This is a genomic window from Shewanella sp. Actino-trap-3 (genome assembly GCF_002836275.1).
Taxonomy (GTDB): Bacteria; Pseudomonadota; Gammaproteobacteria; order Enterobacterales; family Shewanellaceae; genus Shewanella; species Shewanella psychromarinicola.
The window spans coordinates 4,374,450-4,400,573 of sequence record NZ_PJCE01000001.1 but is presented as its reverse complement, the minus strand read 5'-3'; the positions used below and the strand labels follow the sequence as shown (position 1 = coordinate 4,400,573).

Sequence of the window (26,124 nt, the reverse complement as noted above, 5' to 3'; positions counted from 1 at the left end):
GGCTTAATTGATAAGCCGTTTTTTTATTTATTTCGTTAAGCTTATTTCAAGATAACTTTTGCAAATTTACGCTTACCGACCTGGAATACCGCTTCAAGACCTGCATTAAAACTGATGCGACTGTCTTCGATTTTTTCGCCGTCCATTTTTACCGCACCTTGCTTGATCATCCGCATACCATCAGATGTCGAGCCAACAAGGCCAGCATCTTTGAGTAAGTTAGCAATCGCTAAGCCTTCACCGGCTTCTAATACCACTTCTTCGATGTCATCTGGGATAGCGCCTTTTTGAAAACGGTCAATAAACGCTTGATGAGCGGCTTGCGCTTGTGCTTCGTCATGGAAACGAGCAATAATTTCTTTAGCTAACAATATCTTGATATCACGAGGGTTAGTGCCGTTTTCAACATCTAACTTAAATTGAGCTAATTCAGTTAAGGGACGGAATGACAACAGCTCAAGATAGCGCCACATTAAATCATCTGAAATTGACATAAGCTTGCCAAACATTTCGTTTGCAGGTTCGCTCACACCAATGTAATTGTGGGCCGACTTAGACATTTTTTTAACGCCATCTAAGCCTTCAAGCAAAGGCATCATGATCACGGTTTGCGGCTTTTGGCCTGCCACTTTTTGCAGTTCACGACCCATCAATAAATTGAATTTTTGGTCGGTACCGCCTAGCTCCACATCCGCGTTAAGTGCGACAGAGTCATAACCTTGTAGCAAAGGATACATAAATTCATGAATCGCAATTGATTGACCTGATGCATAACGCTTTTTAAAGTCGTCACGTTCCATCATCCGGGCAACGGTTTGTTGAGAAGCCAAGCGGATCATACCTGCGGCACCCAACGGCTCTAACCAGCTAGAATTAAATTCGATACGAGTCTTAGCTGGGTCTAAAATTTTATAAACCTGTTCTTTATAAGTTTCTGCGTTAGCAAGCACTTGTTCACGAGTCAGTGGCGGACGGGTACTGTTTTTACCGCTAGGGTCACCGACCATACCAGTGAAATCACCAATCAAGAAAATCACTTCGTGACCTAACTCCTGAAAGGTACGCATTTTGTTCAAAATAACCGTGTGACCTAAGTGGATATCAGGCGCGGTAGGATCTGCACCTAATTTGATGCGTAATGGCCGCCCTTCTTTGAGTTTCTCAAGTAAATCCGCCTCAAGTAATATCTCATCGGTACCACGCTTAATCTCTGCCAATACTTGATCTAAATTCGCCATCTCTACCGCAACTCCCAGGGCCTGCACAAAAAATAAAGAGGTCTATGTTACTTGTTAGCCACAGCAAATGAAAGCGTGTACACTTAGCAGATCATAACAAGAAAGAAAAATTGGTATCTGAGTCAATGGCAAAGCTTCTTACTTTATTCACATTGTTGCCAAAAGCACATCAAGTTACATTGTCTTTATTGGTAATTTTAACGACATTTATTCTGATGTTCCCATCGGAAGATGCTCAGGCATCTAAGCAAAGCCGATCGGTGAGTCAATCGGATGACAACTCCGCCTTAGAAACGAATAAGCGTTATGCTGTTCAGCTAGCCATTAACGCGCCAACACCAGTCAATAATGACAGCAGTATTGATCAAGATGAGTCAGCTGATTTCATATCAAGTAATGACAGCGAAAATGTGATCAGCGCTGAAACCCCAGACGATGAAGTTTTTGCTCAACATCTTGCTATGTTGCAAACCAGCACATCGGATATTGATGGCATGATCAATGATATCGATCAGCAAGTTGCCACTCAAAAAACCAAATTAAAACAGCAAGCGGCTAACGATGGCTATAGCGTTGAATACTATAAAGTGGTTAAAGGCGATACCTTAGGCGGCCTATTTAGCCGTGCAGGACTCAGCCCTAAAGATGTCTATGACATTACTCAATTGCCGCTAGCGAAAAAGAATCTACTCAGAATAATGCCAGGCGAAGAGATCGCTATTAGTAAAAATGCACAAGGTGAATTACAAGAATTAACTTATCGGATGGATCAAGTGTCGACGTTAGTGATCAGTCAACACAATGCCCAATACAAAGAAACCGTTAACACTAAAGACGTTGTAAATCGCACTTCGTTTATTAGCGCCAAGATTAAAAGTAACTTTTGGAACGCCGCTGCCGATGCAGGCTTGTCGGGTAACCACATCATGGAGTTAGCCAATATTTTTGGTTGGGATGTCGACTTTGCACTCGATATCCGCAAAGGTGATCACTTTTCATTATTGTTTGATCAAGAATACGCCGATGGCCAATTTTTACGTAATGGCAATATTTTAGCCGCTGAGTTTATTAACCAAGGTGAACGTTATACTGCAGTTCGTTATACCGATGGTGAATACTACTCGGAGAATGGCAGTAGTATGCGCAAAGCATTTTTACGCTCGCCAGTGGACTTTAAATACGTCAGTTCTAACTTTAATCCACGCCGTTTACATCCTGTCACAGGGCAAGTTAGAGCCCATAGAGGCGTAGATTATGTGGCGGCCATTGGGACACCCATTAAATCTGCGGGTAAGGGGCGGGTTATTGAGTCGAGTTATAACCAGTATAATGGTAACTATGTGTTTATTAAGCACAACGAAACCTATACCACTAAGTATTTGCATTTAACCAAGCGCAAAGTTAACCGTGGTGAAACGGTTAAGCAAGGTCAAATAATCGGAACTCTAGGTAAAACGGGTCGAGTAACCGGCGCTCATTTACATTATGAGTTTATAGTCAATGGCGTACATCGCAATCCAAGGACGATTGACTTACCTAAATCGGTGCCGATTGATCGTAGAGAGAAAAACAAATTCACTGCACTCAGCAAACAATTGATGGCACAACTCAAATCAAATCAACAACAGCAATTAGCCAGTAATTAATGGTCTGTTTGATTGCTGCTACAAGAGAAAAACCACATGTCTAAGCCAGAATATTTTATCGGTCTAATGTCAGGCACAAGCATGGATAGTGTTGATGCCGTATTGGTCGATTTTTCGGCCAAGCAGCCAATCTTAATCGCCAGTCATGCTGAAGCCATTCCTAAACATTTATTAAAAGGCTTACAGCATTTATGCCAACCTGAAACCGACGAGATTAACCGCTTAGGTCGACTCGATCGCAGTGTCGGCCAACTGTTCGCTCAAGCGGTCAATAACTTGTTAGCCAAAACGACGGTCACTGCCGCTGAGGTTATCGCGATTGGTTCGCACGGACAAACCGTACGTCACATGCCCAATTTAGAAATTGGCTTTACTTTACAAATTGGCGATCCAAATACCATTGCCATTGAAACTAATATCGATGTTATTGCTGACTTTAGACGTAAAGATATCGCCCTTGGCGGCCAAGGAGCCCCCTTGGTGCCAGCATTTCATGAGCAAGTGTTTGCTCAGACAGGCCATTCAAGAGTGATTTTAAACATTGGCGGCATCGCCAATGTGACCTATTTACCCGGCAATAAAGACCAAGTGTTAGGCTTCGATACTGGCCCAGGTAACACCTTAATAGATGCATTTATCCAACAAGCACTAGGGCAATCTTTCGATGAAGGCGGGGCTTGGGCTGATTCTGGCACCAGTCATCCAGACTTACTCAAACACTTATTATTACACCCTTATTTCGCATTAGCCTACCCTAAGAGCACTGGCAAAGAGCTGTTTAATCAAGCTTGGCTTGAGCAACAACTCGCCGACTACAGTCATTTAGATCAACAAGATATTCAATCAACCTTACTTGATTTAACTTGTCACAGTATTGCCAATGATATTAATAAGCTAGCACCAAAGGGTGAATTGTTTGTTTGTGGCGGTGGCGCGTTAAATAAAGCCTTAATGCAACGACTCGCCACTCTGGTACCGGGGTATAAAGTCGATACCACCAGCGCCTTAGGTGTTGATGCTAAATGGGTTGAAGGGATTGCCTTTGCGTGGTTAGCGATGCGTCATCACCATGATTTACCGGCCAATTTACCGGCCGTCACAGGTGCGTCACGCCCTGCGGTGTTAGGTGGTCGTTTTAAAGCCAGATAAAGACACCAATATGGGCGGTTTACTTTTGCAATTGTGGCCTCAATGTTATAATGCCCACAAATTTGCTCAATCGTTTGAAATTGAGTAAAGCCGTAACTTAAGATGAGAGTCAATATGAGCAACAAAAACAAAAGTATATCTGAACTAATGAATCTAACGCCAGAAGGTCGTTACGATTATATGGTTGAGCAAATTAAATCTGAAAAAGTCATCTGGACACTTCAAGATCAAGATGGTTGCGTGATGCTAACCACTGAAGATGAAGATTGCATCCCTATGTGGCCAACAGAAGAAACGGCCACGCTTTGGGCTGTAGATGAATGGAAAGACTGCGAACCATTAGCCATTCCACTAGACGAGTTTCAAGAACGTTGGGTTAGCGGCATGGAAGATGATGACTTATTTGTCGCGGTATTCCCGGTTCAAGAAGACTTAGGTGTCGTGGTACCTCCGTTTGAAGTGAACGAGCGTGTTTCACCAAAGATACAGCAAAAGCATTAATTGTAATGACAGATATCAGCTCTGGATCAACCCACGTTGATGAAGCCAAGATCCCTGTTAAGCCACATTTACCTAAACGGTTAATTGGCTTAATGATCATTTATACCCTCGCGGCCATCAGCGGATTAATGGCCGTAAATTCAATATCAGAGTTAAGTGCAATGTTATGCATTTTGACCTTGATGATGGTACTCGCAATTATCGGGCGCCAAAAAGCCGGCTTATACTTACTGCGGGTTTATTGTGTGCTGCAACTTTTGTTATACAGCGTACTGCCAATTATTATGTATGACCCTGATAATTTAGTTGCCGGTCCAACCACGTTTGATTTTGGTTTCTTTCAAACCGTAGTGACCGATTGGGTGATCTACTCGGTACTGATTGTACTGGGGATAATCCAAGTATGGATTAGCTTTAATGCTAAAGTGAAGGCGTGGTTTAAACCGCGGATGAATCTTAATATTATGAGCAGCTAGTCATAGGTTAGCCAATTCATTATTATTGTTCAGAAATCAAAAAGCCGTCGAAAGACGGCTTTTTATTACAGGGTTACACTCAATTTTTAGTGACTATGTTTATCGTCACAATAATTTATCGTCGCAATAGTTATTGTCACAATAAAATCTATTACACCGAGAAACTCGCCCCACAACCACATGTGGTGGTGGCATTAGGGTTTTTAACGAAAAAACGTGACCCTTCAAGACCTGATGTATAATCCACTTCACCACCAACAAGGTACTGAAGACTCATAGGATCAACAACCAATTGCACACCTTGTTTTTCAATGGTGAAATCACCTTCGTTGACTTTTTCATCGAATGTAAAGCCATACTGAAAACCAGAGCAACCACCACCTGTGACATACACACGTAGCTTTAATTCAGGATTCTGTTCTTCTTCCAACAGCCCTTTTACTTTTATCGCCGCCGCATCGGTAAATTGGATCGGCATTGCTGCATCAACATGTTCAGTCATTACTACCTCTTACTTCGATTCTACTGAGAATTATCCTTTACCTGACTATTTTGTTCAAGTATTACCCGCAGTTCTTTTTCACCCATTAATAATTCCGGCACATTAAAGGTTTGCTCAATCTCACCACCTTTCACGCCACGGCTGGCGGAGACCTTAACTTTAACGGAAATCCTTTGCAAATTAAAACCGCTAGGTAGGACAAAATCAGTATCCATAATTTGAAAATAATTAAACTCGAAATCCAATTTATTATTCACCAACTTGCTTAGTGATAGCTCGACGGGGTGGTCATTTTGAACACCGAGCAACATCACGTTAGCTCGGGCCTTAACTTTCATTTTGCGTTTTTGCAACTGGGTTAGAATTAATCGTAATTGATATTGCTCTGGCAGTACCCCTTGGGACATTTCCACCCCATGAATCGCCACGCCTTCAACATCAGCATCCGTCACCATGACGCTGCGATAAAACGCTAATTCTTTTTCTAACGCTTTTTGCTCGGTTAATTGACGACTAAACATCTGTTGCATTTCTTTATTGGCATTTTCTGCAATACTTAATGCTAAATTCCGACTGGCAAGCGCTTGTGCTTGTGTGTCGAGTTCTTGCAATAATTTACGCTTACCGCTAACGCTATTGGGTGTTGCCTCTGGCGCAAAAGAAAGCCATAAATTAAAGCTTATCGCCCCCAGTAAAAAGCACACTAGCATTAAACTAATCAAGTATATGCTCGATGTCCGATTTTTACGTCCTAAAACTTGCAGTCTGTCCAACCAACGGTGATAATTTAACATTAAGTTACAACCTTCTAATAAAATACAGTATGCTTGCTAATGCTTCTTCGCCTTAGGCTTATTTCATCTATCAAGCAAAACTTTTGTGTCAATCATATATGTTTAATATGGCTCCACAGGTGATAGTGATCTTACTTTTATTGTCCAACCCAGGATGCTGCAAGTGAAATTTCGGCCAACGTTTGTTGTCCTTTAGCACTGACTCAACGCTTATTGATGGAGAGTAATAGCATGACACAAGTACGCTTCCCAAAGATCAATAAACAATTGCAATATATAACCCTCAAAGATAAACAGACCCTAGAGTCAAACTGTGCAATTTAAGATAAATAAAGCCGCTATTATTCACGCCAAACGCGCTACGCGCAAATATCTGCATAACGAATTTAGAGATAAATTATCTCAGGCCAAAATTAGTGTGCAACTTTGTGCCCTCGCATTGCTGTTTGCCATCATAGCCTCGTTGGTGATTATCTTATTTCGCCTAAGCTTAGTGTGGGCAGAACAATATCTGCATTCCGATGCCATAGACATCGGCACAACTTTTTATGATTGGCGTTCATACTTACCTATACTCGGTGCATTACTTATTTGGCTGTTGTCATTACTGGGGTCCAAACGTTATCAACGCATGGGAATTGCTTACGTATTGCACCGATTTAAACTGCACTACGGTAAAGTACCGCTTCAGTCTGCCCCAGGACAGTTTTTTCAAGCATTAATGGCCTTGATGACCAATTTCTCTGTCGGAAAAGAAGGTCCGGCAATTCACTTAGGCGCTGTAAGCGCCAGTGTTCTAGCAGAGAAGTTTTCGCTGCCAGATAATAGCGTGCGCATTATGTGCGCCAGTGGAATCGCCGCCGGCATAGCGGCCATCTTCAATGCTCCACTTGCGGCAGTATTATTTGTATTTGAAGTCATTGTTCGAGAATACAAAATCCACTATTTCTTCCCCATTATGATCTCCGCTATTTGCGGCGCCGTCTCTAGTCAACTGGTGTTTGGTAATATTCACGAATACGACTTGATCAATGTGATCCATATTCCACTCGATCACTATCCCATTTTGTTAATTGGCGGCATAGTTTTGGGCTGTGCCGCTGCACTGTTTAATTTTTCACTCGTCAAAGTCACCGCGACTGGCCAGCACTGGCCATTACTTTATCGACTGCTTATAGCTGGAGCCATCACTACGGTGGTGGGATTAGTCATGCCACAAGCTTTAGGTTCTGGTGATTTAGCCATTACTGAAGCCATTAGTGAACATCCTAGCCTATTGTTTTTAATCGCACTGTTATTAGCAAAAATGCTGGCCACCGTCGCCGCCATTGGCTTTGGGGTTCCTGGCGGACTTATCGGTCCACTCTATGGTATTGGCGCATTAATCGGGGCGATATTAGCGTTAATCATTAGTTTACTGTTTCCATCAGTTGCGCCTTATATTGGTTTATATACTGTGATCGGCATGACAGCAATGATGGGAGTTTGCTTAAGTGCGCCATTGGCTGCGTTAGTTGCGCTACTTGAATTAACCAACGATGCCTCGATTATTTTACCGGCCATGTTTGTTACCATTCCGGCATATTTGGTGGCATACCAAGGTTTTAACACCAACTCGATGCTTTTAAAGCAACTCGATATTATGGAGCTTGGTTACAAGGTTGCACCACTGAATCAAGGACTGCAACAGAAAGGCGTTAGGGTGTTAATGAATAAACGCTTCGTCATTGTTAACGATGATGACGAACTGCTGCTTGAAGTACTGAAACGTGCAGCGGGTCGGCCTGTCCTGGTGCGTAATGCAAAGGGCGTCATCGAAATGCTCCGCCTTGAAATTCAATCAGCTGAAGACACAACCACACTGTCACGCCAACCAATGCTAGGATTGCCCGACAGCGCCACCTTAAATGAAGCCTATGAAGCATTGGCCCCTAAACGAGCAGGTGAAGTGTATATCTACCGCAGTGATAATCAACACGTCGTTGGGGTGATCAGTTGGACCAATTTATTGCAAGAAATTCGTTCTGGGCAAATATAAACTCATACTCGATTAGCGTGTTTATCCTCTACTTGCTATATGCGATGCAATAAAGCGATGGAATAAAATGATAGAAATCAGTCTATTTCAAGTCAGGCATATTTGCTAACAAGGTACATTAACGCTTCAATTGCGTGTCTATTACAGGCAGTACCCAGTAGATAGCGGCACAAAGAGCGCTTGAATAAGCGTTTATTATCCCGAGCTAGGGTGAAGGTTAACTTAACATTTCATAGATCATGAAGCTCATTCGCTGCGAAATCAATAACAAAGCCCACGAGTAAGCGGAGTTAACGCGCAGGCTAAAGTCCTTACAATGTTCTTTATAGCAGCAAGTGAATCTCTAAGTTCAGCACGGTTATTATATTTATCTAGCGGTTATTTTCTGCTACAATTTTGCCTCAGCCACCCTACACAAAACTCTATAAAACCCTATATAATAATATGGTAAAATAGCATGCTGTTCTGGTGAATATTTTGCCCCAAACTTTGGAAATCAGGCTGATGACGCAATTCGAAGGTTCACACATCCTTTCAGTAAACCAGTTAGATCTGGATTCAATTGACACTATTTTTAACGTCGCAAACAAAATGACCCCTTATGCTTTGCGTGAAAAACGCACCAAAGTATTAGACGGTGCTATTTTAGGCAATCTGTTTTTTGAACCCAGCACCCGGACCCGTGTTAGCTTCGGCTGTGCCTTCAACTTGCTTGGCGGACATGTCCGAGAAACGACTGGAATGGCATCATCGTCATTATCAAAAGGTGAGTCCTTGTATGACACGGCTAGAGTGCTATCAACTTACTCAGATGTGATTGCCATGCGTCACCCCGACGCATACTCAGTCAAAGAATTTGCCGAAGGCAGTCGCGTGCCAGTGATCAATGGTGGCGATGGTCCCAATGAACACCCAACTCAAGCATTACTCGATTTATTTACCATCAAAAAAGAGCTAAGCCAAACCGGTATGAGTATCGACGGGATGCATATCGCGATGGTGGGTGATTTGAAATATGGCCGCACAGTACATTCACTATCACGCTTACTTTGCATGCATAAAGACATTAAGTTCACATTGATCTCACCAAGTGAACTAGCAATGCCTGACTATGTGATCGCCGACATTGAAAATGCTGGCCATAAGATCACAATAACCGAACAACTTGAAGGTAATTTGCACCAAGCAGATATTTTGTATCTGACTCGCATTCAAGAAGAGCGTTTTCCTTCACAGGAAGAAGCCAATAAGTACCGCGGTAAGTTTCGCTTAAATCACAATATTTATACGCAGCATTGCAAATCAAATACGGTGATTATGCATCCATTACCTCGTGACTCACGCGCACAAGCAAATGAACTCGACAATGATTTAAACAGCCATCCAAGTTTGGCTATTTTCAGACAAGCCGACAACGGCTTACTTATACGCATGGCACTTTTTGCATTAACACTTGGGGTTGAAAACCAACTCGACAAGTATGAGTGCCCAGTAAACTGGTATTCACGTAAAGCCGATAGATAATTGGCACACAATATTAAGGATTAGACATGACCCGTTCCGAAGTTTTATTTGAACAGGCTAAAAAAACCATTCCTGGTGGCGTTAACTCACCTGTACGAGCTTTTAATGGTGTGGGTGGTTCACCTTTGTTCATTGAAAAAGCTGATGGCGCTTATATTTTTGATGCCGATGGTAAAAAGTATATCGACTATGTCGGTTCATGGGGACCAATGATTTTAGGCCATAACCATCCTAAAATCCGCCAAGCGGTTTTAGCCGCTGTCGAAAATGGCCTATCATTTGGCGCGCCGACTGAACTTGAAGTCAAAATGGCTGAAAAAGTCATTTCTATGGTGCCATCAATAGAACAAGTTCGTATGGTCAGTTCTGGTACTGAAGCCACTATGAGTGCAATTCGTTTAGCACGTGGCTTTACTAACCGTGACAATATTTTAAAATTTGAAGGTTGCTACCACGGCCATGCTGACTGCTTATTAGTAAAAGCTGGTTCTGGTGCATTAACGTTAGGGCAACCAAGCTCTCCTGGTATTCCAGAAGATTTTGCTAAGCACACATTAACCGCTACCTATAACGACCTTGATTCTGTCCGCGCTATATTTGAACAGAATCCAGAAAGTATCGCTTGTATCATCCTTGAGCCCGTTGCCGGCAACATGAACTGCATTCCACCGGTTGAAGGATTTTTACAAGGCTTACGTGCTATTTGTGATGAATTCGGAGCGTTACTGGTTATTGATGAAGTAATGACCGGTTTTCGCGTGTCTATGAGTGGCGCACAGGGCCATTATGGCGTTACACCAGACTTGACCACACTAGGTAAAGTGATTGGCGGCGGCATGCCCGTAGGCGCTTTTGGTGGCCGTAAAGATGTCATGCAGTTTATTGCACCGACAGGCCCAGTTTATCAAGCAGGTACTTTGTCTGGTAACCCGATTGCGATGACAGCAGGTTTAGCCCAAATGGATGCCTTGTGTGAACCCGGTTTGTATGACGCGCTTGCAGACAAAACTAAACGTGTTGCAGAAGGCATTAAAGCTGCAGCAGATAAACACGGTATTCCATTAAACATCACTTATGTGGGCGGCATGTTTGGTTTATTCTTTACTGAAGATAAAGCGCCAATGACGTCGTTTGCTCAAGTAACAAAATGCAACATGGAACACTTCCGTCATTTCTATCATGCCATGCTAGATGAAGGTATTTACTTGGCGCCAAGTGCATATGAAGCGGGCTTTATGTCAATGGCTCACGGCGACGCTGAGATTGAGTATACTTTAGCCGCCGTTGATCGTATTTTTGCCGCAATGAAATAAGTCTATCTATCACAGCTAACAAGCCGTGATAAAAAAGGGATAAGCAGCTAAGCTGTTTATCCCTTTTTATTTGCTTCAACGTCCGCATTAATCTCTCACCTCTTAGTCATATGCTTGTGCTGTGTTAAATACACTCATAAATAAACAAACAAGCATAGTGTTGGTTATCTACCTCCCATAGTTAAAATGACCCATTAATGACGCCTTATTAGTGACTCATTAATAATGAAAGAGGGTCTTTGATTGACCAAATAAACAACTCGTTTATCGACAGATGACTTACCCTACATCCATCACAATAACCAAACGTCGGCTCATGCTCACTATCAGAACAATAGTAAATGGCCCAATTGGGCGTTAAAGCGCAAATATATCCATTTTTCAATGCGCTACTTTGGTCTATTACCCGCAAAATAAATGTGATCTAAGTTGCGAAATCGCTCGTTATGTGATGTGATCGGCCCGCCAAACAAAAGCTTAATTTAACCTTAAAATTAGGGACTGAATTAGGTTAGCAAAAATTCAGGGTAATGATGTTGATTACCTACAACACAAAGTTGGAATTGCAGTCATGCTACATACCTTTCTTATCTCACTTGCGGTGCTTGCGTTACTCAGTATCGTGTTCGAAGAAGTTACCCATATTAACAAAGCAAAAACCACCCTGTTCCTTGGCTGCATTGCTTGGATCACCTTGTTCATTGCCTCTGGGAGCCCAGAGAAAAGTAAACTCGTGGGGGAAAATCTCAATGAAAATTTATTAGAAATTGCCACATTATGGTTGTTTTTAATGTCAACAATGACCTTTGTTGCCTACCTTAATGCTAAAGGCATGATCCAAGTACTGGTACAGAAAATATTTCCGCAGCAAGTCTCAGTGAGAATGTTGATGATGCAGGTAGGATTATTTTCATTAGTATTATCGACTTTTTGTGACAACGTTACTGCCACATTGGTGTCATTGGGGTTACTGACAACCTTTAATTTAGACAAGCAAATGCGTCGCCGCATGGCGGTGTTAATTATTTTTGCTGTCAACTCCGGTGGGGTGGCATTAATCACGGGTGATGTGACGACCTTGATGATTTTCCTTGCGGGTAAAGTGCATATTTCTGAATTACTAATCTTGTTTATTCCCGCAAGTGTTAGCGTCATGATGCTAGCAATATTGTTTTCACTCAAAGCGGAAGGACAGGTTAGCACCACTCCGATTGAGCAAAATTACAATACGGTTGATATTGTCATCGGGGTGATTTTCTTCACGACCATCGTCTTGACCATGGTACTTAACGTATTGTTTGGCATTCCCCCAGTATTAACCTTTTTATTCGGCTTATCAGTGATGTTCTTAGTCGGGCGCACCAATAAAAGCAACACGGAAGAAGTGCAAGTATTAGAGTATATTCGTCAGGTTGAATTCGACACCCTATTGTTCTTCTTAGGTATCTTGTTACTCGTCGGTATGCTTAAAGAGATTGGCACCCTTAATTTATTAACCGAAGTCTATGGTATGTATAACCCTAGTATTTCTAACTTTTTCACTGGTGTTGGTTCTGCACTATTAGACAATGTGCCATTAACGGCAGCATTATTAAAAGCAGATCCCGTGCTGACGACAGCACAATGGTTAGGATTAACCTATTCAGTCGGCGTCGGTGGGTCACTATTAATCATCGGCTCAGCCTCAGGCATTATCGCCATGAGTAAAGTTGAAGAACTGACATTCGTAAGCTACTTAAAATATGTCCCAGCATTACTGTTTTGCTACTGCATAGGTTATGGATTAACCTTATTTTTAGCCAATCATATTCACGGCTAACATTGCGGTTTAATGCAACCAATAACACCAAGGCGCGATAAGCGCCTTGGTGTTATTTATCTATTGAGATTAACGAATTAAAATAGAGGTGTTGATATACATATTTTGAGACAGCTATGTTGAAACCGATATGTTGAGACTGCTTAAAAGCAGCGTCTAAATTGCCGGCACTCTAAATTGTTCACCGCTAATTTCTAACACTATGTCCCTAGGCCGGATCTCAATAATCGTCAGTTTATTGTTAATCATGTCACCCTGCTGTAATTCAACCCCGTCAACATTTAACCAACGATTGTTGGGTTCTGATGAATACACATGAGCATTAATATTAAACTCAGGCACTTGTAATTGAATACTCGCAGGCAAATCGCCATATTTGGGAATTTGTTGATTTGAAGGCCGAGGAATAGGATCCAGTTCTTCCTGCGTCACTGGCTGATTAACCGACCGTTCGTATTCAACGTCTTTAAGGGCCGTCTTAAACGCGGCTAGCAAGTTATTACTTTGATCAACTTTCGGTGCGCTGACTGAGGCAAAGTCGACTTCATTTGCCGCGGCATTAATTTGTAGCCGTAACGCTTCTATTTCAGCTTGGCTTTTTCGGTTCGCATGGCTCTGATTTGATGCAAAATCTGTATTTGAGCGCTCATATCGTCTATCAGGCATTTGTTGGGCTGATACAGTTTGAATGTCACGATTACTCACTTGCTGCTGATTCACATTGGTACGGTCAACCGCTTGATTGCTTGAACCCGTGTCGTTATATGCTAAGGAGTTTGGCGCTAAAGCGTTTGGAGCTAAGAAGTTTGGATCAGTATTGACACCCATAGCCGTTTGGTTGACGCGTGGAGTATAAGGTTGTGCGATAGGCAAAGCCACTTTGCCGGCCAAACGAACCTGATCATTGCCTTGAACAATATGGTTTTGATCTGCACTAACCTGATCAATACGAGCCTGAGCATCACCGCTCTGATCTCTCGACGGTTGAACAATGTTGCCATTGCCAGGCATCACCAAATCCGTGGGGCTCCCTTGCGGGTCAACATTAGGGTTAATGACGGGTAATGTCGCTAGTTGTATAGATGATGGCCCAGGTTGCAATAACAGACTCACGCTCCACGCCCCACCAATCCCCAACGAAATAGCTAATGTCAGCACTGTCATTTTTTTTGTGGTCGCCGACACCTTAGGCTGTGAAGGATAATGGGCCCTCGGCGTTGAAACAACATCAACAATATTAGTTTGTTGTTGCTGTTTATTGCGGGTAATCGCATCCAATAAAATCGACATTAACTGCGCTCCACGGAAGCACTCAAACGCGGGCCTTGCTGGCTTAAATACAAGTTTAACTGCACCAAAGTTTGATTCCCGGCAATCCCGTCGGGTTTAAGACCATGTTGACGTTGAAAATGCATCAACTGCTGCTCAAGCTCAGTATCAAATTGAGTTAACAATCGTGCCGGACGTTTATTGACTCGTGCTAAGCTATTTTCTAACCATTGTACTTGCGCCATGCTCGAAGACTGGCTGATGTCTCGTGGAATAACGGCATCAGGTTGCCATAAAATTTCAAACGTGCCACTAAAGTGGCGATCGAACCAATCTTTGCTCACCCAAAACTGTTGCTCACCAAGCTGCAATAAAATTTGATCCACTTGACGTTCAACCATTACGCCATAAAACACATTGGTTTGTGCATCTTGCAAATACACGACAGCAGGATAATTAAGGCGCATGATACTGTGCCAATTCCCCTGCTGTTGATAACAAGCTAAGTCCTGCTGCTGCGCCGCCTGACAAGCAGATAAGCCAATAATAGGTTGCTTATTCCACAAGCCAAATAAACCAGCAAAGGCATTTTCGATACTGGTACTTTGCGCCATAGCTTGGCGCATTAGTTGTTGCTGCGCATTGATTGCTGAAGGTTGTTGTACTGTGACTTGATTTACCGCTGCAGGAGTAAGACTCGCAGTGACTGATGATTGCGTTTTTGTTTGAACTTGCGTTTGCGTTTGCGCAGCATCAGCGGTATTAGGCATAAAACGACTATCAATCGCCGAGCGATTGAACAAATATAATGACAATCCAAACGCTAATACTAGTGCCACCGCCACCACAAAAGGCCAACGCTTGTTGTTGGGTGTATCGATTTGGCCCAAGACTTCTACCGCCGCTTGATTGACCATTTTATGATCGATTGGCACCTTAGCTTGACCATAGCCAGCCATTAATGCCCGTTCGCTCAACAAATTGATCAACCTTGGTATGCCGCCGGTATGCTTGTGCAGTACTTTTATCGCTTTTTGGGTAAAAAGAGGTTCCTGTCGACCAGCCACTTTTAAACGATGCAACACATACAGTGCCACTTCGTCATGATCCAAGGGTAATAAATGGTATCGCGCCGTAATACGCTGGGCTAATTGACGCAAATCTTGACGCTTTAATAATTGCTGCAGTTCTGGTTGGCCAATTAAAATAACTTGCAGCAACTTTTTGGTATTGGTTTCTAAGTTAGTCAGCAAGCGCAGCTGCTCTAATACTTCAGAACGCAAATGTTGGGCTTCATCAATAATTAATACCGTATTTCGACCGTTTTTATGATTCTCCAATAAGTACTTGCTGAGTAAGTCAGTCAGTTGTTTTAAGGTCGGGTGGTCACCATATTGAATTGCGAGTTCATCACATAGCGTAGCTAAAAGCTCGAGCTCTGTTAACGAAGGATTAAGAATAAAAGCGGTGTCGGTATTTTCAGGTAATTGCTGCAACAAACAACGTGAAACGGTTGTTTTCCCTGTACCTACTTCCCCCGTCAACAACACAAACCCACCGGTTTCTCCTAGCCCATAAGTTAAGTGTGCTAAGGCCTCGCGATGACGATCGCTTAAGAACATATAATGAGGGTTAGGCGCGATAGAGAATGGATTATCGTTTAATCCATAAAAGGCTTTATACATTCGACCAAAAATCCTTATTTGAAACTGACGACTAACGTTAATGCTTGTACAACAGCTTGTCAAAAGTTAGCTGTAAAAATCTAACTCTGATAAGATTTAAGCTACTTATTATTACACGTTGTGGTACGCCATGAAGATTTATTTAGTAGGCGGGGCAGTGCGCGATACTTTTCTTAAACAAACGGTTGTCGACAAGGATTATGTGGTTGTTGGCAGCAGTATTGAAGAAATGTTGGCACAAGGCTATCAGCAAGTCGGTAAAGACTTTCCGGTTTTTTTGCATCCTAAAACTCAACAAGAATATGCATTAGCAAGAACGGAACGAAAAACAGGTAACGGCTATCAAGGTTTTAGCTGTGATGCGAATAAAGGTGTCACCCTCGCCGAAGATTTACTGCGCCGCGATCTCACCATCAATGCCATTGCACAAGATAGTGATGGTAACGTATATGACCCCTACAATGGCATTGATGATATTAACGCCAAAGTACTTCGCCATGTTTCAGATGCATTTATCGAAGACCCATTACGTGTATTACGCGTGGCCCGTTTCGCGGCTCGATTTCATCATTTAGGGTTTACTATTGCTAACGAAACCTTACAACTGATGACAAAAATTGCCCACAGCGATGAACTCAATCACCTCACGCCGGAGCGGGTATGGCAGGAATGTGACAAGGCATTAGCGAGTCAAAGTCCGCAGGTCTTTTTCGACGTGTTAAAGCAATGCCAAGCATTGGCGGTATTATTTCCAGAAGTCGATGCGTTGTTTGGGGTACCGCAACCAGAAAAGTGGCACCCTGAAATAGATACGGGTATCCATACCCTTATGGTTCTCGAGCAAACTAGCCTGTTAAGTGACAATAAAGCCGTACGTTTTGCCGCATTGGTACATGATTTAGGCAAAGCATTAACGCCAAAACAAGATTGGCCGAAACATTATGGTCACGGCCAAAAAGGCTTAAGCGTCATTAAAAAGCTTTGTGAACGAATACGGGTACCCAATGAATATCGCGATCTAGCACTATTAGTCAGTGATCAGCACCAAAATGTTCATAATGCATTTGAACTAAGAGCTGAAACCATCATAAAAATATTCGATAAAGGTGATTTTTGGCGTAAACCTCAACGCTTAACAGAGCTATTATTATGTTGTCATGGCGACATGAGAGGACGCAGCGGATCCGAACAAGTACACTATCCACAAGCTGAATATTTACAACATTGCTATCAGTTAGCAAACAACGTTGATGTGCAGTCGATTATTACCGCGGGCTACCAAGGTTCACAAATTAAAAACCAACTACAGCTAAAACGAATAGAAACGATTAATACATATAAAATACAATACCTTAAGTAATTAGCATTTCATTAGTGATCGCCTGTTTAGCGTTTTATGAATAAAAGCGGATAAATGCATTTTTTAGCGAGGAATAAGCAATAAATCACTAAAATTTATATAAAATCAGTAAATAATAATGCTTTTTGCCCAGTAGACTTGCAATTTTCATTTATTTCGCTATTTTAAATGAACAATATTTTATTTGGCTATAGCAAATAAAAAAATCTGTGACATAATTACGCCGTTGCAAAGGCACATGCCGTTGCACTATTTAACAACCTATATTAAGGGATTTACCCATGAATAAGAAAGTACTGATGATTGCTGGTGTTGCGATGACTGCTTTATTAGGTGGTTGTGCTAACACTACTGCTTTAGAAGAAAGTGTAGCAAATCTAGGTAACAAAGTTGATCAACTATCAGCAGAAGTTGGTTCTTTAAAGTCTGAGCAAAGCATGCTATCTGCCGATGTTAAAGGCGCTAAAGCTGCTTCTATGGACGCACAAGCCGAAGCTAAACGTGCTAATGACCGTTTAGACAACATGGCTTCTTCTTACAAAAAGTAAGAATTGCTATTATAAATTAGCTTATTTAATAGGTTGATTATTAGGGCTTGATTGTTGATACCACTACTTGCAGTAGTCATTCAACATCAAGCCTTAATTATTTGTGCTTCACTTAGAAAAGCGGTATCAAGCGGTATCAAGCGGTATCAAGCGGTATCAAGCGGTATCAAGCGGTATCAAGCGGTATCAAGCGGTATCAAGCGGTATCAAGCGGTATCAAGCGGTATCAAGCGAAAAATCTAAACACCTACAGCTTCTCCACATCAGCTTTTTCACTCTTTAATCTATACATTGTTCAACCATTTAATCTTTCTAAACAATCTCACAGATATCATCTGGATTGACCATTAACACAGCGTTCAATCCTAGCATTAGCTCTTATAGCATCTAGCAGCGAAGCGCCCTAGCCCCTAGGCTTGTAAACGCTCTCACCGCTCGTTATCGCTTGTCATCGCAGAATACCCGCAACCCTTCTTAGCTCTTATAGCATCTAGCCGCGAAGCGCCCTAGCCCTTAGGCTTTAACGCTCTCACCGCATTGTCGTCCTTATCGCTTGTCATCGCTTGTCATCGTTTTCCATCAGCTTTCACGCTTGTTATCTATTTTGCCATTTTTATAAGCGTTTCTTGAGCGTTATAATCTGCCAATCAAACTCTAAATCCGAAATGGCAGTCGATTTAATTTGATGCTTTAGCTGATCATTCGCGCGCCAACCAAATACTGACATGTCGAGTAATGTTATTGCTTGCTCACCGGTCACCGACTGCGTAAATGTCACCTGTTGTTGCGCATCAATTTCAACATCATTGGGTAAATTAAGCTGCAGTGTTTTTTCCACTAAATCAGGATACACTTGTTGCTTGATTTGCCATAAATGGCGAATACCTGGCTGCAATAACACAATACGACCATCATCTTTTAAAATACGAATACATTCTTTACCCTTCAAGGGTGAGTCAAGTACCGTCACAATATCGATAGATTGTGATTCAAAAGGTAATTTCTTTAGTGCCAACAATAATAAGTTAGCCGGGGTTTCAGCTTTAGCGGCTGCAAAGATAGCATTTTCAGCATCGGTAATACCCCAGTGCTCACATAATACATTTGCTTGAGCTAACGCAGGCACAAGCTGGCGCAAATAATAACCATCAGCACATTGGTAATCGATATGCTGTAGCTGAGTTTCGCCACGTGCTGCACACAAGTCTAATAACACAGTTTGAAGTTGTTTAATTAGCGGTGCAAACAAACCTGATTCCAATAAAAAATGTCGCCCACGCATTTGCTGGCGAGACTCCACTTTTGGCTTAGTTTTGGCCTTAGTGTTGTTCAGCAGTGGCCAGTAGCCCTTAGGGTTTTTATCAAAATGATGTTTGTTCTCACAATAAAATCCCGATGAAGCTTGATGTTGCTTTAGTGAAGCCGAACACTCTGGACATAATAAAGATAAAGTCATAATTACACTGATAGTTAATTGAAAGAGAGTAAAACAAAACGGGTAGAAATACCTAGTATGGTAAGACTACCCGCGATGCAAAAAAACGTCGCTTAAGTGTTTATCTTAAATATAGAGCAATCCAAGCAACACTGCACCAAGCGCAAGACGATATAACACAAACGGTGTCATACCTATTTTGCTAATAAACTTTAAAAAGAAATGGATACATAAGTACGCAGCAAAAAATGATACGACAATCCCTAAACCAAGTGCTTGATAATCAATCGGATCTGGACTACTGACTAAGTCTTTAGTCACCAGTAATGCTGCTCCAAAGCTCACGGGTACAGACATGAGAAATGAAAATCGAGCAGCAGCTTCACGCGTCAAGCCTAACATCAGTGCTGCCGTCATCGTGGCACCAGAACGTGAAGTACCTGGAATTAATGCCATTGCTTGAGCAATACCAATTAATAGCGCCTTTTTCCAACCCATTTGAAATTCACTTAACTGGGCTTTTGACATTCTATCGGCTAGCCACAACAGTAAGCCAAAGAAAATGGTGGTTATCGCGATAACCAAGGTATTTCTAAAATGCGTTTCAATAAATTCTTTTGCGGTAAATCCCACAATCACAGCCGGGATAGTAGCCAAAATAATCCACCACGCCAGTTTACTTTCTTGAGTTTGTTGCTTGCTGGCTAAGCTGGTAAACCATGCCTTAGCCAGTGCGATAATCTCGTAACGGAAATAAATAATCACCGCAAATAAAGAGCCTGTATTGACCGCAACATCAAATGATAAACCTTGATCTGCCCAACCTAAAATTTGTGATGGTAAAATTAAATGTGCCGAGCTAGAAATCGGCAAAAACTCTGTAAGCCCTTGAATTAATGCCAGCAGAATAACTTGAAACGTTTCCATATTTGTCCTTGTTAGAAATTAACTTATCGAGTAATTATTAACGGATTAGTCGCTAATAATTCTGCTGGGAACTCAAATGCGATAGGCCATAATTGCTGACACTGTTTATCGTAATGTTGCCAAAGTATTTGATAGGTTTGTAACGTCACCGGATGACATAAGTTAGGAACTAACTCTGCCAAAGGCCATAATACAAACGCATTAAACAAAATTTCGCCTCGGGGTAATTCAACGGGGATTTCACAAATAACATCGTCATACAGCAACAAGTCAATATCAAGACTTCTTGGGCTAAATTTTTTCTCGCCTCTAATACGGCCGTTATCTTGTTCAATTTGTTTAAATGTTGCCACAACCTCTGTAATCGATAACTCGGTATCGGCGGCCGCCACCATATTTAAAAAATTAGTGCCTTTAAATCCTACCGATTCACTCTCAAAAACGCGCGATAACTGTAACGGGCCAAAATGTTTCTGTAAATCAACCAAACCAGCTCTAAGATGTTGCGCAGGCGAAATATTCGTGCCTAAGCTAATGTAAATACGTGCCATTGACTGACCTAATGCTAAACAATAAAAAGAAATAAGACTTAAATGCTGCCGCGTTCAATCTCAACACCGACAGAAACGGCATGGGGTATTGCCCCAGGTTTCATCACCACGACTTTAACCCACGGCACATTAAATTCATCTTGCAAGCAATGGGCGATCATTTCGGCAACCGTTTCAATCAGATCAATCGGATTTTCAGTAATTAATGTCGTTAAACGATTTGATACCGTTTCATAACACAATGCATGTTGGTAATTATCACTGGCAGCCGCAAGACGATTATCCCACGCCATATCTAAATCGATGAGTAATGTTTGATGAAGTTTTTTTTCCCACTCATAGATACCAATAATGGTCTCTATCGCTAACTGACGGATGAGTACTTTATCCATATAAATCCCTACCTTAATCGACGCAAAAAAACCACAAGATCACTCTAAACAAACTTTATTACCGATTATATGCTTAATAATCCACATTTAAGCTTTTTCCTAATGAGTTAACGCAGTAGGATAGGCGCTATTATGCAATTAACATCAATCAAATCTTTAATGTTAACGCAAAGGCGGCTTTAGTGGTTACTGAAAATCACTTGTCTTGCAAATGAATGCGCGATGATACCCTAAGAAGAGTAAGGAAACCAATTTGAACGCCGTTACCGTCACCATTTTGATGATCATTGCCGCCTACCTAGCGGGTTCGATCTCAAGTGCCGTACTGGTTTGTAAAATAAGAGGTTTACCCGATCCAAGAACCAGCGGTTCAGGCAATCCCGGTGCCACTAATGTGCTACGCATTGGTGGAGTAAGTTCTGCTGCTATGGTACTTTTTTTCGATATGCTCAAAGGCGCTCTGCCTTCTTATCTGGGCTACAAAATGGGACTTGATGCCGTATCATTAGGTTTTATTGCTGTCAGCGCCTGCTTAGGGCATATATTGCCGATATTTTTTGGCTTCAAAGGGGGTAAAGGTGTTGCGACAGCCTTTGGTGCGATGGCGCCCATTGGTGGTGATTTAGCAATATGCCTAATCCTGACTTGGATTGTATTTTTGCTTTTAACACGTTATTCGTCTGTTGCAGCAATGGCAACTGCCACCTTAGCTCCCTTGTATACTTGGTGGTTAGACGAACGCTTTATTCTTCCGGTCGCCATGTTGTCAACCCTGATTTTAATCCGCCACAAAGACAATATTGGCCGTTTACGTCATGGTGAAGAAAGCAAAGTCTCACGAAAAAAAGCTATAAAAAAACCCAATACCAACTAGTATTAGGTTTTCTATGGATTTGAAGATCAGAACAATCATTTAAATCAGTCGCATAAACTTATCGGTTAATCAACCGCAGGTAACGTATCCAAAGGCCAACGAGGTTGACCTTTAACAGCAAGTTCTTCTATATGTCCAGCACGTAACCGTTGTAATCCAGCATAAGCAATCATCGCACCATTGTCGGTACAAAACTTCCCACGAGGATAATACACTTGACCGCCTAAACTAGTCATCATCTCAGCCAATGACTCTCGTAAGCGCGTATTAGCACTCACACCACCAGCAATCACCAAACGGGTATAACCCGTCTGTTTCAAGGCACGTTTACATTTTATGGCTAGGGTATCAACAACGGCTTCTTCAAATGCACGAGCAATATTAGCACGTGTCTGTTCATCATCAGGCTCTTTAGCTATTGTATTTGCCGTAAATGTTTTTAAACCAGAAAAACTAAAATCTAATCCTGGTCTATCCGTCATCGGACGCGGAAATTTATACCCTGCAGGCAAGCCTTTTTGGGCTAATTTAGCTAACCGTGGACCACCCGGATAATCTAAACCCATTAGCTTGGCGGTCTTATCGAAAGCTTCGCCTGCAGCATCATCAAGAGATTCACCTAACACTTGATACCGGCCAATGCCTTCAACTTGTACTAGCATTGAATGGCCGCCAGACACTAATAAGGCTAAAAAAGGAAATTCTGGAGCGTTATCTTCCAGCATGGGCGCTAATAAATGCCCTTCCATATGATGTACACCGATTGCCGGCTTGTTCCACGCATAGGCCAACGAACGCCCCACACAAGCCCCAACAAGCAATGCACCCATTAACCCAGGCCCCTTGGTGTACGCCACACCATCGATATCATCTACACTCGAATTTGCTTCGGATAAAGCCTGTTTAATTAATGGCACAATTTTACGAACATGATCACGAGAGGCAAGCTCAGGCACAACACCACCGTAATCGGCGTGCAATTTAACTTGGCTATATAGCACATCTGACAACAGGCCCAATTTATCGTCATAGACTGCAACCCCAGTCTCGTCACAAGATGTCTCAATACCGATAACCCGCATAATCTCTCGTCTTCATTAAAAATATGGACGCTAATTCTACCCGTCTCAGCGTAAATACTCCAATGTTTCAGTATTTGATCTCAACTCGGGATTTGAGATCAACAAACTGTTTTGAATGAGCTAACATTGACTATTTTGATCTCAAACTTGAATTTTAGTCTGATAACAAGACGAATTTATGCGTCAATAGCAAGTCTACAGCCAGTAGATTCAAGACCTCTATCGGCGCAAACGGCTGTATGATATGCATTTGTTATCTCCAGTGGAGGCTATTTAAGCCAATAACGTTTTATAAAATCTTAAAAATGAAACTGTTACACCTTAGCTAAAGAGAAAATCAATCAGGGGTTTACAAATGGTCGTCGCTCGGTGTAAAATTCCGCACCATTTTGAATAGCCTTTGGTTTGAGCTAACTCACTAAAAATGTTTAGTCGATTTAGTCATCCAGCATAACTACACCTAAGGGGTGATGGCGTATGCCAATAATTAAAGTACGTGAAAACGAACCATTCGACGTAGCTCTTCGTCGTTTCAAGCGCTCTTGTGAAAAAGCTGGAATTCTAGCTGACGTGCGTGCTCGTGAATTCTACGAGAAGCCTACTACTGCCCGTAAGCGTGCAAAAGCAGCTGCAGTTAAGCGTCTAGCAAAGAAGCTTTCTCGCGAAAACGCACGTCGCGTACGTTTATATTAATCTCATTATGAACTTAACCGATCAGCTAAAAGACCAAATGAAAGATGCTATGCGTGCTAAAGAAAAAGTGCGCTTAGGAACAATTCGTATGGCGCTTTCTGCCATCAAGCAGATTGAAGTGGATACCCGCGAAACTCTGACTGATGAGCAGACAATAGCTGTATTAACCAAAATGGTAAAACAACGCCGAGATTCGATTGCTCAATATGAAGCCGCGAATCGTCCGGAGTTGGCCGCAGCAGAAGCAGAACAAATTCGAGTTATCGAAGACTTTTTGCCTACGCCGCTAACCGAAGATGAAGTTGCAGCGATTATCGATGCAACGATCATTGACGTTGGTGCGGCATCCATGGCGGATATGGGTAAAGTAATGGGAGCATTAAAATCTAAAGTTCAAGGCCGTGCAGATATGAGTGCCATTGGTACAATGATCCGCGCTAAATTGAAGTAATCAAGTTTTAATGTTGAATAAGCCGTGCACTTGCACGGCTTGTTTGTTTTAATCAGTTGATAAAGTAAATTCGAGAACAACAGCAATCAATGGCGATACCTCGTGATTTTATCAATGAGCTAATAGCTCGAATAGACATAGTCGATCTAATTGATCGTAAAGTCCCGTTGAAAAAAGCCGGTAAGAATCACTCGGCTTGCTGCCCTTTTCATAGCGAAAAATCACCCTCTTTTACCGTTAGCAGAGATAAACAGTTTTATCATTGTTTTGGTTGCGGTGTTCATGGCAATGCCATTGATTTTGTCATGGAATATGATCGACTAGAATTTATTGACGCCATTGAAGAGCTTGCAGGTCAACTTGGTCTTGCCGTACCACGGGAGCAAGGCACAGGGAAAAGACCCGACCAAGGATTAAGTCGCGATTTATATGAACTGATGGAAGAAGCCAATCTCTTCTATCAAAGCCAACTTAGGCAGCATACAGACAAACAAAAAGTTGTTGATTACCTAGAGTTCAGAGGTTTATCAAATGACGTTGTTGAACAATTTGGTATCGGGTTTGCCCCCGATGGTTGGGATGGTTTATTGGGTCGTTACCGGCAAAATTTGCCCGCCCAAGATAAATTACTGACAGCAGGCATGCTTATTGCCAATGATAGCGGTAAACGCTATGACCGTTTTCGCGACAGATTAATGTTCCCAATACGCGATCGTCGCGGTCGTGTTGTGGGATTTGGCGGTAGAGTTTTGGGTGACGGAACCCCAAAGTACTTGAATTCGCCAGAAACGCCCATATTTCATAAGGGTAATGAACTTTATGGTTTATATGAGCTAAAGCAAAAACACCGTGATCCACAGCATGTGTTAATTGTTGAAGGATATATGGATGTCGTCGCACTCGCCCAATTTGGGGTTGATTATGCGGTTGCATCTTTAGGGACTTCGACTACTGCTGAACAATTTCAGCTTTTAGTGCGTAGTGCAAAACAGGTGGTCTGTTGTTATGACGGCGACCGTGCAGGCCGCGAAGCTGCTTGGCGTGCACTCGAAACAGCATTGCCACTGTTAAAACCGGGTGATCAAGTCAAGTTTATGTTTCTACCGCAAGGTGAAGACCCAGACACTATGGTCCGCAAAATTGGTAAAGAAGCATTTGAAGCCTTAATGCAGAAAGCCATGTTACTACCCGAGTTTTTGTTTGACACATTAAGTGCTAACCACGGGACAGATAAAGGGGCATTAGCCAAGCAAGCAATCTCGCTAATTGAAAAGGTACAAGATACCGTCCTACAAAATTTATTGCTAGAAAATCTGGCACACAAGTTAGGCATGAACAGTGCCGATGACTTGAAAAAGAAGTTAGGTTTTTCTGCAAAACAGAAACCATTAAATGCGAAAGGCTTACAAGGTCGTGGCACGCCATTAAGATTGGCTATTGGCCTCCTGATCCAAAACCCAAGTTTAGGCTTTGGTTTGGCAAAACAGCCAGCACTAGATCGATTACAAATGACCGGCATAGAATTGCTAAATCATTTGTTAGATATAACTCGAGAGCAAACGTTAAACAGCGCACAACTACTTGAAATGCATAGAGAGCATCAGAAAAAAAGCACTCTAATTAAGCTAGCCCAATGGGAACATCAAGTGGCGGATGAAAACGTATTGCCAGAGTTTAAGCAAACCCTGATTTGGTTAAACAACCAATATATTGAACAACGATATCAGGAATTGAGTCTCAAACAGGCTTTAACGAAAGTTGAAAAAATGCAGCTAAAAAAGCTGATTTCGATAATGAAAGGCATAGCGAAGTAATACGCAATTTATTCGTCAAGAATGTGCGTACAAACATTGCCAT

25 protein-coding genes are annotated in these 26,124 nt (G+C 42.1%); 15 read left to right on the top strand and 10 right to left on the bottom strand.

Going from position 1 to position 26,124, the window contains the following annotated elements:
• Nucleotides 1–41: 41 nt before the first annotated feature.
• Nucleotides 42–1,238: a tyrosine--tRNA ligase gene (gene tyrS, locus CXF80_RS19285; protein ID WP_101034502.1), complete on the bottom strand. Its 1,197-nt coding sequence runs from the start codon at nt 1,236–1,238 to the stop codon at nt 42–44.
• Nucleotides 1,239–1,363: 125 nt separating this feature from the next.
• Between tyrS and CXF80_RS19280 the strand changes: the two genes are divergently transcribed.
• The 4 genes from CXF80_RS19280 (at nt 1,364) to CXF80_RS19265 (ending at nt 5,010) form a co-directional block, all read left to right on the top strand.
• Complete coding sequence (locus tag CXF80_RS19280) at nt 1,364–2,884, top strand: peptidoglycan DD-metalloendopeptidase family protein (RefSeq protein ID WP_101034501.1); 1,521 nt, start codon at nt 1,364–1,366, stop codon at nt 2,882–2,884.
• 36 nt (nt 2,885–2,920) lie between these two features.
• Nucleotides 2,921–4,033 carry an anhydro-N-acetylmuramic acid kinase gene (locus tag CXF80_RS19275; RefSeq protein ID WP_101034500.1) on the top strand — a complete coding sequence of 371 codons (1,113 nt, stop codon included), beginning with the start codon at nt 2,921–2,923 and terminating at the stop codon, nt 4,031–4,033.
• Between the two features lie 114 nt (nt 4,034–4,147).
• On the top strand, nt 4,148–4,534 hold the full coding sequence (locus CXF80_RS19270) for a DUF2750 domain-containing protein (RefSeq protein ID WP_101034499.1): 387 nt from the start codon (nt 4,148–4,150) through the stop codon (nt 4,532–4,534).
• 5 nt (nt 4,535–4,539) lie between these two features.
• The gene (locus CXF80_RS19265) at nt 4,540–5,010 is read left to right on the top strand and encodes a hypothetical protein (protein ID WP_101034498.1); all 471 of its coding nucleotides are present in this window, start codon (nt 4,540–4,542) and stop codon (nt 5,008–5,010) included.
• A gap of 151 nt (nt 5,011–5,161) precedes the next feature.
• On the opposite strand, the gene erpA is transcribed toward CXF80_RS19265, so the two are convergent.
• Together erpA and CXF80_RS19255 are read right to left on the bottom strand one after the other, a co-directional pair.
• Nucleotides 5,162–5,512: an iron-sulfur cluster insertion protein ErpA gene (gene erpA / locus CXF80_RS19260; protein WP_101034497.1), complete on the bottom strand. Its 351-nt coding sequence runs from the start codon at nt 5,510–5,512 to the stop codon at nt 5,162–5,164.
• Nucleotides 5,513–5,532: 20 nt separating this feature from the next.
• On the bottom strand, nt 5,533–6,306 hold the full coding sequence (locus CXF80_RS19255; protein WP_101034496.1) for a DUF6776 family protein: 774 nt from the start codon (nt 6,304–6,306) through the stop codon (nt 5,533–5,535).
• A gap of 313 nt (nt 6,307–6,619) precedes the next feature.
• Here CXF80_RS19255 and CXF80_RS19250 point away from each other — a divergent pair, with 313 nt between their 5' ends.
• From CXF80_RS19250 to nhaD, 4 genes are all read left to right on the top strand, one after another.
• Nucleotides 6,620–8,344, top strand: coding sequence for a chloride channel protein (locus CXF80_RS19250; protein WP_101034495.1), 1,725 nt, complete (start codon nt 6,620–6,622; stop codon nt 8,342–8,344).
• 504 nt (nt 8,345–8,848) lie between these two features.
• Complete coding sequence (locus CXF80_RS19245; RefSeq protein ID WP_101034494.1) at nt 8,849–9,868, top strand: aspartate carbamoyltransferase; 1,020 nt, start codon at nt 8,849–8,851, stop codon at nt 9,866–9,868.
• Nucleotides 9,869–9,894: 26 nt separating this feature from the next.
• Nucleotides 9,895–11,181, top strand: coding sequence for a glutamate-1-semialdehyde 2,1-aminomutase (gene hemL, locus CXF80_RS19240; RefSeq protein ID WP_101034493.1), 1,287 nt, complete (start codon nt 9,895–9,897; stop codon nt 11,179–11,181).
• 571 nt (nt 11,182–11,752) lie between these two features.
• Nucleotides 11,753–13,000 carry a sodium:proton antiporter NhaD gene (gene nhaD / locus CXF80_RS19235; protein ID WP_101034492.1) on the top strand — a complete coding sequence of 416 codons (1,248 nt, stop codon included), beginning with the start codon at nt 11,753–11,755 and terminating at the stop codon, nt 12,998–13,000.
• 156 nt (nt 13,001–13,156) lie between these two features.
• Here the strand turns inward: nhaD and CXF80_RS19230 are convergent, their stop codons facing one another.
• Together CXF80_RS19230 and CXF80_RS19225 are read right to left on the bottom strand one after the other, a co-directional pair.
• On the bottom strand, nt 13,157–14,290 hold the full coding sequence (locus CXF80_RS19230) for a general secretion pathway protein GspB (RefSeq protein WP_101034491.1): 1,134 nt from the start codon (nt 14,288–14,290) through the stop codon (nt 13,157–13,159).
• The gene (locus tag CXF80_RS19225; RefSeq protein WP_101034490.1) at nt 14,290–15,954 is read right to left on the bottom strand and encodes an ExeA family protein; all 1,665 of its coding nucleotides are present in this window, start codon (nt 15,952–15,954) and stop codon (nt 14,290–14,292) included. Before CXF80_RS19225 ends, CXF80_RS19230 begins: the two co-directional genes overlap by 1 nt.
• 130 nt (nt 15,955–16,084) lie before the next feature.
• Between CXF80_RS19225 and CXF80_RS19220 the strand changes: the two genes are divergently transcribed.
• The 3 genes from CXF80_RS19220 (at nt 16,085) to CXF80_RS19210 (ending at nt 18,105) form a co-directional block, all read left to right on the top strand.
• Nucleotides 16,085–17,314, top strand: coding sequence for a multifunctional CCA addition/repair protein (locus CXF80_RS19220; protein ID WP_101034489.1), 1,230 nt, complete (start codon nt 16,085–16,087; stop codon nt 17,312–17,314).
• 281 nt (nt 17,315–17,595) lie between these two features.
• Nucleotides 17,596–17,862, top strand: a complete 267-nt coding sequence (locus tag CXF80_RS19215) for an Lpp/OprI family alanine-zipper lipoprotein (protein ID WP_101034488.1) — start codon at nt 17,596–17,598, stop codon at nt 17,860–17,862.
• A gap of 54 nt (nt 17,863–17,916) precedes the next feature.
• Entirely contained in the window at nt 17,917–18,105 is a 189-nt protein-coding gene (locus CXF80_RS19210) for a hypothetical protein (RefSeq protein ID WP_101034487.1), read from the top strand.
• A 370-nt stretch (nt 18,106–18,475) separates the two neighbouring features.
• Here CXF80_RS19210 and CXF80_RS19205 read toward each other — a convergent pair whose 3' ends face one another.
• From CXF80_RS19205 to folB, 4 genes are all read right to left on the bottom strand, one after another.
• On the bottom strand, nt 18,476–19,318 hold the full coding sequence (locus CXF80_RS19205; RefSeq protein WP_101034486.1) for an SAM-dependent methyltransferase: 843 nt from the start codon (nt 19,316–19,318) through the stop codon (nt 18,476–18,478).
• A gap of 105 nt (nt 19,319–19,423) precedes the next feature.
• Nucleotides 19,424–20,224 (bottom strand): undecaprenyl-diphosphate phosphatase, encoded by an 801-nt coding sequence (locus CXF80_RS19200; protein ID WP_101034485.1) that lies wholly within the window; start codon nt 20,222–20,224, stop codon nt 19,424–19,426.
• 23 nt (nt 20,225–20,247) lie between these two features.
• A complete protein-coding gene (folK, locus tag CXF80_RS19195; RefSeq protein WP_101034484.1) occupies nt 20,248–20,775 on the bottom strand; it encodes a 2-amino-4-hydroxy-6-hydroxymethyldihydropteridine diphosphokinase in 528 nt (175 codons plus the stop codon).
• A 38-nt stretch (nt 20,776–20,813) separates the two neighbouring features.
• Complete coding sequence (gene folB / locus CXF80_RS19190) at nt 20,814–21,167, bottom strand: dihydroneopterin aldolase (protein ID WP_101034483.1); 354 nt, start codon at nt 21,165–21,167, stop codon at nt 20,814–20,816.
• Nucleotides 21,168–21,447: 280 nt separating this feature from the next.
• Here folB and plsY point away from each other — a divergent pair, with 280 nt between their 5' ends.
• Nucleotides 21,448–22,041, top strand: coding sequence for a glycerol-3-phosphate 1-O-acyltransferase PlsY (gene plsY / locus CXF80_RS19185; protein ID WP_418895993.1), 594 nt, complete (start codon nt 21,448–21,450; stop codon nt 22,039–22,041).
• A 65-nt stretch (nt 22,042–22,106) separates the two neighbouring features.
• On the opposite strand, the gene tsaD is transcribed toward plsY, so the two are convergent.
• Nucleotides 22,107–23,123: a tRNA (adenosine(37)-N6)-threonylcarbamoyltransferase complex transferase subunit TsaD gene (gene tsaD, locus CXF80_RS19180; RefSeq protein WP_101034481.1), complete on the bottom strand. Its 1,017-nt coding sequence runs from the start codon at nt 23,121–23,123 to the stop codon at nt 22,107–22,109.
• Nucleotides 23,124–23,600: 477 nt separating this feature from the next.
• Between tsaD and rpsU the strand changes: the two genes are divergently transcribed.
• The 3 genes from rpsU to dnaG all read left to right on the top strand — a co-directional run bounded on the left by rpsU (nt 23,601) and on the right by dnaG (nt 26,081).
• Entirely contained in the window at nt 23,601–23,816 is a 216-nt protein-coding gene (gene rpsU / locus CXF80_RS19175) for a 30S ribosomal protein S21 (protein ID WP_006080725.1), read from the top strand.
• A 7-nt stretch (nt 23,817–23,823) separates the two neighbouring features.
• On the top strand, nt 23,824–24,267 hold the full coding sequence (locus tag CXF80_RS19170) for a GatB/YqeY domain-containing protein (RefSeq protein ID WP_101034480.1): 444 nt from the start codon (nt 23,824–23,826) through the stop codon (nt 24,265–24,267).
• Nucleotides 24,268–24,356: 89 nt separating this feature from the next.
• Nucleotides 24,357–26,081, top strand: coding sequence for a DNA primase (dnaG, locus tag CXF80_RS19165; RefSeq protein WP_101034479.1), 1,725 nt, complete (start codon nt 24,357–24,359; stop codon nt 26,079–26,081).
• Nucleotides 26,082–26,124 lie beyond the last annotated feature (43 nt).